Consider the following 13,496-nt stretch of genomic DNA (forward strand, 5'->3'; position numbering starts at 1 on the left):
TTCAAAATTTATTTCTTCCTTAATCTATTATACAACATTTTTCCAAATAACAGGGTATTATATGACTTTAGTTGTATCATTGCATGCTCTCTATACTCTGGTATAAAGAAATCTATAACAAACAGTGCTATTATCTGAGTTAAAAGTGTAGCTATTGCAGCACCATTTACACCATATTTCTGAATGAGTACCATATTTAACACTATATTTATTAAAAGTCCTAAAAAAGACTTATAAAAGCTCTTTTTTGTAATATTTCTAATTGTCATATGCCCTGTTTGAAGTGATGCATTTGCCTTGACAAGTATTGAAAAAGCAAGTATTGAGTACACCATAATTGCTCCGTTATACTCAGGTGCATAGACATATTTAAATAGTATCTTTACTACTGCTATTGAAAGCAGGGTAGCAAACAGGTAAAACTGTGTCACTCCACTATTTATAAAAAGATAAAACTTCCTGTATTTTGCCATATCCTCTCTATGAAGCTCCAGCATCTTGGGAAATATGGAGTTCTGCACAGGACCAATAAGTATAGATAGTATTATAGATAGCTGTACCCCTATTGTGTACACTCCTACCTGGGCAACTCCTAAATACTGCTCTATCATAAGCTTATCTATCTGGGTATATACAAGAAATGAGATAAAGGTAATCCATAAAAACTTGCTCTCATCTATCATTTTAAATATCAGAGACTTATCAAATCTTTCCTTTTTCTTCTGAGTTTCAGATACTTTGCTTAAGTAATCTTTTCTGTACTGATACTTTAAAAGGCACATCCTTATAAAGTTACCAATACATCTTATAGCTGGAATCATAATTATTCCAATATGAAGATATATACAGAGATACTGGAGTGAATATGAAAGTATCTTCACTATATTATTGGATATAACTATCCTTTTAGACTCAAGCTTAAACTCAAAGAAGTTCTCTATTCCAGATGTAGATGTAACCAGAATATTATCAAATGCCATAAGAACCAGCATATAGAATAGAAGGCTATCCATAGGAACAAATATCTGAATAGCTATTGGTACAAAAAATAGAACAATTGCAAGGGTGTTACGAAACAGATTTACATTGTATACAACCCTGTCAAAGCTCTCATCAGTATAGAATTTTTTAATTACCCTTCCATTGATAAGTTCGAAAAATATTGCTGAAAAGGCTATCAGTGACGCAGCATAATTATACTTACCATATAGTGTTGCACCATAAAAATTGGCAACCTTTATACCTACTACAAACTGCAGAAAAAGTATAAAAAAGCTGTCAAACATAAGCCAACCAATGTTTTTACCTATCTTTTTTCCATCTTTCATATATCCCTCTATAGAAAACTATTCCTTTTCATTATATTATCACAGCTCCCAAATCTGGCTAGAAGCTTAGGATCCACTTCACTTCCATAAAAATCAATTACAACATCTTTACCAAGTCCAAATACTGCAGTTGAAAAAAGAGTCACAGCCCTTGTCATCCTAACTCCCATCACTGTTAAAAGCTCAATTGGGTATCTCTCCTTCATTACATAGCAGTGTGGAAAATACTTTCCATAGTCAGTTTTTTCCCTTGGATGCCCTTTTATAATAAGAGACTGTCCTTTGTATTTTTCAATTATCTTTCCATATAGAGCTATTTTCTCCTCTTCACTTAACACTCCATCCTCAGATAATGGCTGAGTAAATAGCATTACAGTTTCATCATGGACCTTATCTAAGATTTCACCATTAAATCCAAATACATTTTTAATAAGGTCCTGCTCTTTTAAAGATTTTTTATCCCACAGAGCTTTAAGGTCCAATACCTCTGCCTTGAATTCTAATCCTTTAGGTATCTCTTTACACAGATCCTTTGTAAGATATACCTTTTTAATAAGATCTCCATATCCCATAAAGACTCTTCTCTCTCCAAGTCCATATAGGGAAAGTATGGTATTCTGGATAAATCTTTTCCACTTGGATTCTACAACCTTGTAAGGCATATAGTTTAGAAGTCCCTCTTCAATTATATTTATCTTCTCCCTGTAAAATACCCTTTTTCCAAGTTCCAGATTATCCATTCCATATAGCTCTATATCATCACCTGCTATACCTTTTAGCATATCTTTATACTCATTTCTTAAAGATTTTATGTACCCTGACATCTTAAATCTGTTTAAGAAGCTGTATTTTGAATACATCCTGCTATTTTTAAGTATTATCTTATCCCCTGGTAAATTTTTGACCTTATCCTCTTTATTTTCATATGTTACATAGGTAATCTCATCCACTTCTAAGTTAACAAGTAATAGAAATATAAAGAGGACTCGATCCATATCATATAGAAAAACTCTTTTCATTATTTTCTCCTTTAAAAAAAGAGGAGGTTTACTACCTACTCAATCACTATTTAGAATATCTTTTCTTGTAATCTTTTTTGAACTCACTTGCAAATGCCAAGAATATTCCAAAGCATCCACCTAATACTAAACCAACAACTAGATACATATATAATGGTTTTCCAGTAGTTGTAGTAATAACTGGTGAACTGATTGATATCATGTTTGAGTAAGTTACACGAGTATATTCATCATTTAACTGATTTACTTCATCTATTATCTTATTAAGTTTATTTACTAAAATATCAAGTTTTTCATTTATAGCTTTCTGCTGTTCTTCAGTTGGATATGTTAATGTAAGTTTGCTCTCTTCTGTAAGTCTTGATATTGTGCTTTCTTTAGCAATTATCTCTTTATTTAAAGCAAAATACTCATCAAGCATTTTTCCATAGTATGCATCACCTTGAGTTACTTTCTTATCAAGCTCTCCAACATTTGCAAGTACAAAGCTCTTTTCACTAGGTTTGTACTCATCTATCATTGATTTTAGTACTGCTGCTTGAGATTTAAGTGCATCTCTTTGCATTTTTAGTACTTGAATATCAGATTTAAATCTTAAATCTCTTGTTTTACTGTCAAGACTTAACTGATGTACTGTATAGTATGAATAGTAGTCTTGAAGCTCTATTTTTTCAAGACTTGCTATATTTTGCATAATCTTATCAAATGAGAATCCTGATTTATTTGATATGAACTTCTTCTCTTCTCTATCTGCAATCAAAACCTTTAAAGCTTCTATCTTATCATCTATAAGCTGATAAACAACTGGATAATCATAATCTTTCTTTATGCTTATAGGATCAATTACATAATTAGGTCTATATTTATTTAAAAAACTCTCAAGTGCATCATTAGCTAATGCTCCAACTACCTTAGTGTTTTCTTTCGAATTTATCTGGAAGTCTATAGGAGTATACTCATACTTTTCTCCTCTGTTAGCTGCATCTTTTATTCTCTTTTGAATATAATCTGGTACCATCCATACCAACTGATTATTCTTTACAAACTCTTTAAAATCTTTACTTTTTATCTGATCTTTATACTCTTCATATACTGATTGAAATGCCTCTAATGGCAATATAGAATCTGATGTAAGAATTCCACCATCAGGTGTTAATCCTTTTTCTCTTCCTGGATAGTCTAAAGTCAGTACTGCTGTAGTTACAGCTTTACTTTTATTGTAAAAATATCCCCCAAATAGTGATACAACCATAAATATAATTGTAGTTATTACAATTAACCCCTTATGTTGCATTACTGTTCTTACAAGATCCAATAGATCTATTTCGTCTTCCTCATAATATTTTCTTTCCTCTAACTGATTATTCATTCCATCCTCCACTAATAATTTATTCATAAAAATTATACTATTTAAGCCTATCTTTGTCAATTTTTAAAAGATAAATATAGGCAACTATAATAAAGATTAGGCAGATTCCAAGATAGATAAATGTCATTGGATTTTGCATTCCACCTACTATTATCATTAGAGACCCTAATATAGCTATTATAGGGATAATTACTCCTCTTGCTATACTTGGTACCTCTTTTGTAAAATACATCTTTATAACGCATATATATAGGATTATATACAAAATATAACTTGCTATTATAGGTATCTCTGACACATCAGAGTTAGGTATCATATTGTATTTTTGTGTCACGTAGTTAAGTATTATCCATAGAATGGCAAGTACAAATGATATCTTAGCTGAATATTTAGGTACATGGTGACCTGGTGCAATATATCCTACCTTCTCACTCATTGGAAACATATTTCTTATTGCTAGAGAATATGGCATTCTAAGTGAACCTAAAGTAAATCCATTTAAAGTACCAAGAACTGATATAATAATAAAGATTAAAAAGACTTTTGCTCCTGCATTACCAAATAGCATGGTAACTGCCCTATTTACATGAGCATCTCCAAGCCTTATGATCTCCTGAGGGCCCACTAATATAGATACTCCTACAAAATAGAATATATATGCTAAAAGAACAAATATTGGTCCCACTATCAATGCTATTGGAAGATTCTTTTTAGAATCTCTTATTTCATGAGAGATTGAAGTAGATACTACCCATCCATCATATGAAAATGCAATAGGTGCAAGTGCTGCAAGCCATGAAAAACTTCCATGTGCAGTAGCTGAACTTTGGATAAATTTAGGATCTCCATATATAAATCCTGCAGTAGATAGTACTGCAAGTAATAGTACCTTTGATATAGTAGAGAAGTTCTGGAAAAATCCTCCCATAACTGCTGAAAAATAGTTCATTGCAAAGCATACTAAAAATGCTATTGTCCCTATTATTGCCATATTTTCAAATGATGCTTCCCATCCAAATAGCATACACATATATACTCCAGCTACCCATGATACTACTGCTATAAGGGAAGGATAATAGATAAATACCTGGAACCATCCAAAACAACCTGCTGTCTTTCTTCCTACATACTCATCTGCATAAGTAATTAATCCTCCAGCTTTAGTAGTCTTAGAGGCCAGTACTGCAATAGTTAAAGATCCAAATATTATCCCAACTGCTGCAAGGCAAAATAGTGCCACTCCCTTTATAATACTTCCATTTGTATACACAAGGATATTATCACTTTTAAAGAATATCCCTGAACCGATAACTATTCCAACTATCATTGTAATAGCTGTAAATAGCCCATACTCTTTTTCATTTTTCATTAATTTATCTCCTAATTTCTAATTTATGAACATTTTTTTATTATACTAAAAAATAGATACAAAATAAAGAAAAATATAAAAGAGGCACAGAAAAAATTCTGTGCTCTCCTCTTTATACTATTAAAACTTTTTTCTATAAAACAAAAATCAAACTTCTGGTGTAAACAGATATAACTCTGTCATTCTGACGATAAATAATGAGGTCATTGTTCTTGTACATATACATAGTACTTCGACTTCTTTTAACTATCTTCGCTGCTTCCTTCATAGTAACCCACATTCCATATTTGTCAACCATTTCTTCCTGTAATTTCTGAGATGACTCTGAACTTTCAGCCAACTTCTTCATCAAGTATTCCTGAATTTCAGCTCTGTATTTCTCTTCATCCTTCGAATCTTTTTGTGCAGCCAATAACTTTTTCAATAATTCCTCATTTTCCTTTTTAGAATCTTCCATGTATCCCCCTCTTGATATTTTATGTACAGTACATTTGAACACCGTACTGTTTATATGTACATAGTACACCTTTAAGTGGGATTTGTAAAGAATTATTTTTATAAATATTGCAATAATTGAGATTTGTTTATATTAGTTAATTAAAAACAATAACTTGTTAAATGATATTTATCATTAATCTTTATAAAATTTTTCTATAACTTTACTAATTTCAAATGAAACTTTTCTATCAACACAATTATTAAAACTTTTTCCAGTATTAATATATCTTAAAAAAGAAACTAATTGAAACCTTATTCCTTCTCCATCTAATTTATAAAAATATCTCTTATTATCCAAAGGATTCTCATATCTTAATTCAAAATAATCAGTTTTCCACCAAGGAGCTGGTACATAAATATAACCTTTTGTTCCTGAAATTACTAAATTTCCTTCTGATTTAATTCCTCGTCCTACTTTAAAAGACGCTACAGCATCTCTGTATTTGAAATTTGCCTTTGTAAATAAATCAAATTTACTACCCTCTGAAATAAATTGACTATACAAATCTACCTGTTCATAATCAGTACCCAAAATATCAAAAATAGGTAACATTGCAGTTGGACCCCATGAAGTAATACTATTCCAAATATTCGATGATTTTAAATCTACTTTTTCTAAATCTAATAAACTTGTACATGTTGTATCAACTGATACTACTTTACCTATACGTCCACTTTTTGCAAGTAAAATTAGACGATTATATGCCATTGAATACGCTGTTTTTATCGCCTCCATAAGAACTAATTTTTTTTTGTCAGCAAGTTCAAACAACTCCTTTGTTTCTTCTAAAGTCAATGAAATTGGTGATTCACATAGTACATGTTTTCCTTTTAATAAAGCTTTCTTTATCTCTTGATAATGCGAAGATGGATGTGAAATGATATACACTGCATCACAAGTATCTAGAAATGTATCATAATCTTTTGTTATAACTTTAATATCTTTTTGTAATTCCTGCATTATTTCTAAATTGTTTGTACATAAAGATTTAACTTTTGCTCCATTAACATATAAAAATTCATCACAATATTTTTTTAAAATTCTGCTTTCACTATTTCCTACAAGTCCTATACTTAGTAATTGTTGTTCTGATCTTAATTTTGATGATGAAATTCCCTTAGTTCTTTCAAGATACTGAACTTTACAATATTCATTTAAATAATCAAAATGTCCTTTCCAATCAGAACCAACAGTAAAAATATCTACGCCATATCTTTTAATATCATCAATTTTTTGCCCTTCATACTCTTCTATAATAATCATGTCAGCTAATCCAGTAGCCTTTACGTTTGCAACTCTTTCCATTAAAGATTCTTGAACATTTATTTTTCCTCTCCCACGATCAAAATCATCTGAAGTTACTCCAACAATTAAATAATCTCCAAGTTTTTTAGCTCTTTCAAGTAATTTTATATGTCCATAATGTAACAAATCATATGTCCCATAAGTTATAACTTTAGTCATGCAATTCTCCTTTTTAAATTATTCCTCGATTTTGTAAGTCTTTAAATACTTCAAATAATCTATCATAATCTTTTATAGATAGGTCTCCTATATGACCAACTCTAAATATTTTGTCTTTTAGCTCTCCTCCATTGGGACATATCCAAATTCCATATTCATCTTTAAGTATTTCAAAGATATCACTCGCCTTTGCTGTTGTTGGGTGTAAAGATGTTACTGCATTAGACATAGATTCTGACACAAATTCAAATGGAAATGCCTGGATTTTTTGTCTAAAATACTTTGCAAGAGCTTCCACTTTCTTTATTTCGTTTTCAACTCCACCTTGAAGTTTAATCTCTCTCAAACGTCCATTTATTTGTAGTAATATTCCTACTGCTGGTGTAAATGGTGTTTGTCCTCTTTCACCATTTTTTAAAGCACTTTTTAAATCAAAATAAAAACTTTTTACTTTACTTTTTTCTATTCTCTCTAATGCCCTTGTTGACAAAACAATTATAGATATTCCCGGAGGGCAAGCAAGAGCTTTTTGAGATCCTGTTATCATTATATCTACCCCCAATTTAGACATGTTAAATTCATCTGCTAAAAAAGAGGAAATAGAATCTACAATTAAAAATAGATTGTTTCTTTTACAAAATTCACTAATCATCTCAATATCATAATATACACCTGTTGAAGTTTCATGAAGATTCACTAAAAATGCTGTATACCCTTTATGTTCAAATTTTTTTAAATCATTATAGACTAATTTTTTACCAGTTTCCAATTTTATTTCATCATATGGAATTTCATGTAATTTTAAAATATCTATAAAACGCTGTCCAAAGCTTCCTCCATTTATTACCAATACTTTATCTTTATCACTTAATGTATTTATAATTGATGCCTCCATTGCCCCCGTTCCAGAAGCAGTCATAAATACCGCTCTTGAGTTCTTAGGAGCCCTTGAAAATTCTAACATTAGTCTTTCATTTTCTTTCATAATTTCTGAAAATTCTGCAGTTCTAAAATATGGTACTTGTTCTGATCCTATTTTTCTAACAATATTATTTGATTGTACTGGTCCTACTGTCAAATTAAGCATTTTTATATTCTCCTTTTATCAAACTATAATCCAAATACATCTATATTTCTTTTTGCATCTAAAATTGCCTTAAATATATAAAAATCTATCGGTGTTGTTATTTTTATATTTTCGCTTGGTCCTTCAACTATATTTAAATTATTTCCATAGTAGTCCATTAAAGAAGCTGAATCTATGAACTCTTTCTTTTCTAATTTTGCCTTCTCATGACACTTTAAAATATCTCGCAAATAAAACGACTGAGGTGCTCTTGCTAAAAAACATTCATTCCGAGATAATATTTTTTTTACTTTATCATCTTTTATATTTACAACTGTTTCAACAGCTGGAGCTACTGTTATTGAATTTCCTTTAGTCTCCACCATAACAATATTATCATCTATAGTTTTTTGTAATATTAATGGTCTCACACCATCATGTATCAGTACTATATCCTTTTCCGAAATAGATTCTTTTTTTGCGCTCTGTAATGCATTATAAATTGACTCTTGACCTGTATTTCCACCTTTTACTATGCTTACTACTTTAGTTAAATTAAATTTTTTTATTAACTCCTTTAAATATTCTATTTTTTCTTCTAAACAACTAATAATAATTTTATCAATTTTTTCATTATTTTGGAATAATTCAAGAGTATAAATAATAATTTCCTTGTCATATAATCTTAAAAATTGTTTTGGTGTTCCATTAGTTTTCATTCTCTTTCCAACACCGCCTGCAAAAATAACCGCCATATTCATAATAATTTAACTCCTTTTTATTTAATTAAAACTCTTAACTGTATTTTCGATTCCCTCTTTTAATGAAATTTTCGGGCTCCAACCTAAAGAATTTAATTTTTTATTATTTAAACCAACTCTTTTATAATTTGTATATAAATTATTAGAAGAATGTTGAGGAATGCACTTTACTTTTATTTTTTTATCTGGAAAAATATCAACACATAAATTTGCCAAATTTTTAATCGAAACTTCTTCCACTTCATTAGATATATTATATACTTCATTTTCTAAACCTTCTAATAATATTAGCATCATCGCTTCTATAGCATCAGTAATGTAGCAAAACGATCTTATAGCAGAGCCATCACTTTTTAATATTATGTCTTCATTTTTTACGACATTTGATATAATATCAGACATTATTCTACCATCATTATCAATATTCATTCCTGGACCATATACATGAGCAATTCTTGCTATTTGATATCTTACCCCATATTGTAAAAAATAACTCCTACAAATAGTTTCGCTCATTCTTTTGCTTTCAGGATAACACGCCCTATCTTCAAGAGGATTTAATGTTCCCATGTCATTCTCAGCAATATAATCTCTATTTTCAATTTTTCCATACACTTCTCTAGTTGAAGCAAAAAATACTCTTGAATTTTTATGTCTTGCAAATTCAAATACATTTAAAGTCCCTATCGTATTTGCTTTTATTATGCTAAGAGGATCCTTTTTTATAGTTTGTGGATTCGCAGAACTTGCTAAATGAAAAATATAATCAATTGACTCATTTAAATCTATTGGAGATGTTATATCCTGAGTAATCAAATGAAAATTCTTCTCATTTAATATATCCTTAAACTGTCTTAATCCCTTCTCTTTATTTCTTACTAATGCAAAAATATTAATGTTATAGTTTTTTTTCATATTTAATTCCACAAATAAAAAAGTAATATATGTGGCCAACATTCCTGTTGCACCTGTTATCAAAATACTTTTCCCTTTTAATTTTTCAAAAGCAATATTTGAATTAATTATTTTTTTTAAATCCTCTTTTAATACATGATTTGAAAAAGTTATCATTTTTCCTCCTTATTTTTATTCAAAATCCGAAATATAATTTCTTTATTTTTATAAACTTCTAATAAACTAATTCCTAAAATTAAACTTATTACAAAGTATCTTAAATACAAATAGTCATACAGTATTACCGCAATGACTGAAAATAATATCATTATCATTGATGTTAATATGAAAAAAAACTTATCATAGAGCTGAGTGTTTATTTCCGCATCACATATTTTCATTACAAATATAAAATGTGATATCCCATAAAAAAAATAACTAACCAATGTAGTATATCCAGCTGCTATAAATCCATATTTAGGAATAAATATTAAATTTAATATCACATTAAGAGTTGCTGCTATCATCGAGGAAATTAATATGAACTTATTTTTCAAATAAAAAAACTCTACATTGGATACTAAATTATAAATTAACTGGTAATAAGTACTTACTGCTACTGCTGGAATTATATAAATAACTTGATGATAATTAGGTGGTAAAATAAATTGTATATATTCCGGTGCTAATAGCACTAAAAGTATGATACAAAACATCCCCCCTATTAAAATTACATTAGAAGCTGTTTTTACTTTTTTATAATCTTTAATTCTTAAAACTTTAAATAACCATGGTCCATAAACTTGCCCAACAGAAGTCACTAATAAATTAGCTATTAAACCAATTGTATAGCCAGCACTATAAATAGCTACATCAGTTCTATTGCATAACTTATCTATCATTATTCTATCTGATTGAGTCAAAATTATTTGGGATAAATAATGAGGTATTAAAGGGATTGAAAAAAATAAGGCAAATTTCCAATAAGTTTTGTTATAAAAGAAATTTTTAATATGTATTCTTTTAGCAAAAGGCAAAACAAAAATTAAAGTTAAAATCGCTTGAACGACAATCCTTGTTATTAATTTATTTTTAGAAATACCCATTAAAAATATAGTTACTAAAGGAGTGAATAGATAAACTAATATTGTTATAACTAATATCGAAATATATTTATAGGCAAATCTTTGCCGTGCATTCCAAAGCAAAACTAAACTACTTCCTAAAATTTCAATAAACATTGAAAGCATAATTAAAAATGGTAAACCAATCACTCTTGTTATAAAGTTATTAAATATTAAATATATAAATATAAATATTATGCTTAACGTTATTAATAACCCTTGTATTGCAGAAGTAAACTCATTCTTTTTTTCATTAAATTTATTAAATCCAGCATTATAAGTTCCTGAATATAAATTTAAAGTACAAAATATAACAAAAATTGTTTTCCAAGAAATATATAAACTCAATTTCCCATAATCTTCTGGAGACAGCCATCTTGTAAATAACGGTAATGTTACTAAATTTGCTATTTTTTGTAAAACTATACAAAGAAAATAGCCAATTGATACTTTAAAAGTTATAGGTAATGCCCTATACTTACTCATAAAACTAGTTATAAAATTTTTGAATGTTTTAACCATAAGTACTTTCTTCTCCATTTTTGAAAATATAGTTTAAATAATAAGCTAAAATTAAAGTAATATAGAAATAATATGAATTCTTTCTTGATTCAACTAAAAATTCTATAAAATATCCACATATTACTATTCTAGTCATATTCGTTATAAATAAATTTTCATTTACCTTAATATTTTTATTAATTAAATATATTATAAATATAAAAATTATAATTAATGCAACTCCACCGATATACAACATATCTAAAAATTGATTATGTAAGTGATCATAACCCAAAATTCTTTCTATGTATGCCTTTTTTTCAATTCCTACACCAAAAGTAAAATGTTTTTTTATATACTCCACTCCGCATTCCCAAATATATTCACGCTTCGATAGTGTAACTTTTCGCTTTAAATATCCTTCAATAATAAATCTAAAATGATACTGTATTTTCAAATAAACAAACAAATACGAAACAAAAAAATACATTCCCATAACAAAAAAAATGTCTAATATTTTTTTTATTATTTTTTTTTCAATAAAAATCATTAATATACATACAAACGAAACTACCAACAATGATGCTGCTGACCAAACTAAATAACTAGATATAATAATAATTGCTATTATGAATTTAGGAATCTTTAGTTTGCCTTTTCCTAATAAATTTATTTTTAAAAAATTACAATAAATTGTCAATAAGTATAAGAAGATAAAACCATTTCTGTTCCCTAAAAACCAATTATCGGGTTGAACTGTATAATATAACCCATTGGGAAAAATTACTACAGATATCAAATTTATTATCACTAAAGTATTACATAACATAGTTACTGCTGTCAAAAATTCCATTTTATGGTTTAAAATACCTTGCTCTGTTATAAGTACAATTGTTAAACTCATTACAAGCTTTATAATTACGGAAAAAATATCTCCTTCAGGATTAAAAATTGTTGAAAGTAAAATAATTCCCCAATAAAAAAATATTGAGAAAAAAATTTTGCTCGCTGTCCTTTGTTTTAAAAATATCATAAATGCTATTACAACTGAGAAAATTTGAAAGATATCATATATACAATTTATAATAAAAAAATTAGTGTTCTCTATAAAATACTTTGGTTCAAAAAATGGAAATAACAATAACAAATAAAAAATTACCTTTTTTTTATTTAATAGCATTATTTTTCCCTCAAATCAAATTCCACATAAAAATGTTGTTCACGCTTTTCTATTGGTGGTATTTCCATATAATTTCTATATAATTTTTTTAAATATTTGTCGTAATTATTTGGAACATATACATTTAAATTTTCAAATAATAAAACCTTTTTGGGAGTCATATCTTCTCTTAATTGTATCTCGCCTATATATCCTTTCCTTCCAGTAGGAACCGTTACCTCTGAACTCTCAGGATATTTCGAAACTATCCTATCAAATAAATTATTCAATTTTTCGTACTTAATTAATTCTACTAAACTTCCTATTAATACAACTCTTAAATAGTAATATAACTTTCCTAAAAAAGTCTCTAAAAGAATATCTTTTAAAATTTTATTTTTAAATCTATTCATTTTTCCTGATGTTGCTAAAAAACTTAAAATTTTACATAAAATTGCATTTCTATATATTAACAATTTTGACTTTGGCAAGTTATCTATCGGAAAAATTTCTATCGTAATTCCTTGGGGATAAGTAGAACCAAAGTTTGTCAGATTACTAATTTTAATTCCAGGTTTTATTACTTTCGCAAACGTTGATGTATTCCCTTTCCCATCATTAGGCCTAGAAATAAAATATTTATTTCCATAATCACTCTCTATTTGCTGTAATAATTTTTCATAGTCTTTACGAAAAATCATTAAATCAACATCATCATCCCATGGAATGAATCCTTTATGTCTTACTGCTCCTAGTAACGATCCTCCTCCAAGCATAACTTTTATTCCACTTTTATTTGCTGAGTCTAATACATCAGTTAATACTTTTAAAAGACATTGCTGTAACAATTTCAATTCTTCAGTTGTTAATATATATTGATCACATTTTTTCTTTTTTATTTCATCAAATATTTTCCTGCTATTTATAAACATTACTAGCTCCT

General features: G+C 28.2%; 12 protein-coding genes. All 12 read right to left on the reverse strand.

Annotation, left to right across the window (positions count from 1 at the left end; translation table 11 throughout):
• Positions 1-8: 8 nt before the first annotated feature.
• Positions 9-1,328 (reverse strand): flippase, encoded by a 1,320-nt coding sequence (locus IX290_RS02890; RefSeq protein WP_211491703.1) that lies wholly within the window; start codon positions 1,326-1,328, stop codon positions 9-11.
• A gap of 8 nt (positions 1,329-1,336) precedes the next feature.
• Complete coding sequence (locus tag IX290_RS02895) at positions 1,337-2,347, reverse strand: glycosyltransferase family 52 (protein ID WP_211491704.1); 1,011 nt, start codon at positions 2,345-2,347, stop codon at positions 1,337-1,339.
• A 46-nt stretch (positions 2,348-2,393) separates the two neighbouring features.
• Complete coding sequence (locus IX290_RS02900) at positions 2,394-3,716, reverse strand: Wzz/FepE/Etk N-terminal domain-containing protein (RefSeq protein WP_211491705.1); 1,323 nt, start codon at positions 3,714-3,716, stop codon at positions 2,394-2,396.
• Between the two features lie 37 nt (positions 3,717-3,753).
• Entirely contained in the window at positions 3,754-5,085 is a 1,332-nt protein-coding gene (locus IX290_RS02905; RefSeq protein WP_211491706.1) for an amino acid permease, read from the reverse strand.
• Positions 5,086-5,218: 133 nt separating this feature from the next.
• The gene (locus tag IX290_RS02910) at positions 5,219-5,509 is read right to left on the reverse strand and encodes a DNA-binding protein (RefSeq protein ID WP_211491707.1); all 291 of its coding nucleotides are present in this window, start codon (positions 5,507-5,509) and stop codon (positions 5,219-5,221) included.
• A gap of 207 nt (positions 5,510-5,716) precedes the next feature.
• A complete protein-coding gene (locus IX290_RS02915) occupies positions 5,717-7,048 on the reverse strand; it encodes a Gfo/Idh/MocA family oxidoreductase (protein ID WP_211491708.1) in 1,332 nt (443 codons plus the stop codon).
• A gap of 13 nt (positions 7,049-7,061) precedes the next feature.
• The gene (locus IX290_RS02920) at positions 7,062-8,135 is read right to left on the reverse strand and encodes an aminotransferase class V-fold PLP-dependent enzyme (protein ID WP_211491709.1); all 1,074 of its coding nucleotides are present in this window, start codon (positions 8,133-8,135) and stop codon (positions 7,062-7,064) included.
• Between the two features lie 23 nt (positions 8,136-8,158).
• Positions 8,159-8,875: an IspD/TarI family cytidylyltransferase gene (locus IX290_RS02925; RefSeq protein ID WP_211491710.1), complete on the reverse strand. Its 717-nt coding sequence runs from the start codon at positions 8,873-8,875 to the stop codon at positions 8,159-8,161.
• A 21-nt stretch (positions 8,876-8,896) separates the two neighbouring features.
• A complete protein-coding gene (locus tag IX290_RS02930; RefSeq protein WP_211491711.1) occupies positions 8,897-9,946 on the reverse strand; it encodes an NAD-dependent epimerase/dehydratase family protein in 1,050 nt (349 codons plus the stop codon).
• Positions 9,943-11,433 carry an oligosaccharide flippase family protein gene (locus tag IX290_RS02935; RefSeq protein ID WP_211491712.1) on the reverse strand — a complete coding sequence of 497 codons (1,491 nt, stop codon included), beginning with the start codon at positions 11,431-11,433 and terminating at the stop codon, positions 9,943-9,945. The genes IX290_RS02930 and IX290_RS02935 overlap by 4 nt, the downstream gene beginning before the upstream one ends.
• On the reverse strand, positions 11,408-12,574 hold the full coding sequence (locus IX290_RS02940) for an O-antigen ligase family protein (protein ID WP_211491713.1): 1,167 nt from the start codon (positions 12,572-12,574) through the stop codon (positions 11,408-11,410). The genes IX290_RS02935 and IX290_RS02940 overlap by 26 nt, the downstream gene beginning before the upstream one ends.
• Positions 12,574-13,485, reverse strand: coding sequence for a LicD family protein (locus IX290_RS02945; RefSeq protein ID WP_211491714.1), 912 nt, complete (start codon positions 13,483-13,485; stop codon positions 12,574-12,576). The genes IX290_RS02940 and IX290_RS02945 overlap by 1 nt, the downstream gene beginning before the upstream one ends.
• Between the last annotated feature and the right edge of the window lie 11 nt (positions 13,486-13,496).

This window comes from Fusobacterium sp. DD2 (assembly GCF_018205345.1).
Lineage (GTDB): Bacteria > Fusobacteriota > Fusobacteriia > Fusobacteriales > Fusobacteriaceae > Fusobacterium_A.

Coding starts and splice junctions, on each gene's coding strand:
- IX290_RS02895 (WP_211491704.1), bottom strand. CDS start 2,347: ATGAAAAGAGTTTTTCTATATGATATGGATCGAGTCCTCTTTATATTT.
- IX290_RS02930 (WP_211491711.1), bottom strand. CDS start 9,946: ATGATAACTTTTTCAAATCATGTATTAAAAGAGGATTTAAAAAAAATA.
- IX290_RS02940 (WP_211491713.1), bottom strand. CDS start 12,574: ATGCTATTAAATAAAAAAAAGGTAATTTTTTATTTGTTATTGTTATTT.
- IX290_RS02900 (WP_211491705.1), bottom strand. CDS start 3,716: ATGAATAATCAGTTAGAGGAAAGAAAATATTATGAGGAAGACGAAATA.
- IX290_RS02915 (WP_211491708.1), bottom strand. CDS start 7,048: ATGACTAAAGTTATAACTTATGGGACATATGATTTGTTACATTATGGA.
- IX290_RS02890 (WP_211491703.1), bottom strand. CDS start 1,328: ATGAAAGATGGAAAAAAGATAGGTAAAAACATTGGTTGGCTTATGTTT.
- IX290_RS02905 (WP_211491706.1), bottom strand. CDS start 5,085: ATGAAAAATGAAAAAGAGTATGGGCTATTTACAGCTATTACAATGATA.
- IX290_RS02920 (WP_211491709.1), bottom strand. CDS start 8,135: ATGCTTAATTTGACAGTAGGACCAGTACAATCAAATAATATTGTTAGA.
- IX290_RS02925 (WP_211491710.1), bottom strand. CDS start 8,875: ATGAATATGGCGGTTATTTTTGCAGGCGGTGTTGGAAAGAGAATGAAA.
- IX290_RS02935 (WP_211491712.1), bottom strand. CDS start 11,433: ATGGAGAAGAAAGTACTTATGGTTAAAACATTCAAAAATTTTATAACT.
- IX290_RS02945 (WP_211491714.1), bottom strand. CDS start 13,485: ATGTTTATAAATAGCAGGAAAATATTTGATGAAATAAAAAAGAAAAAA.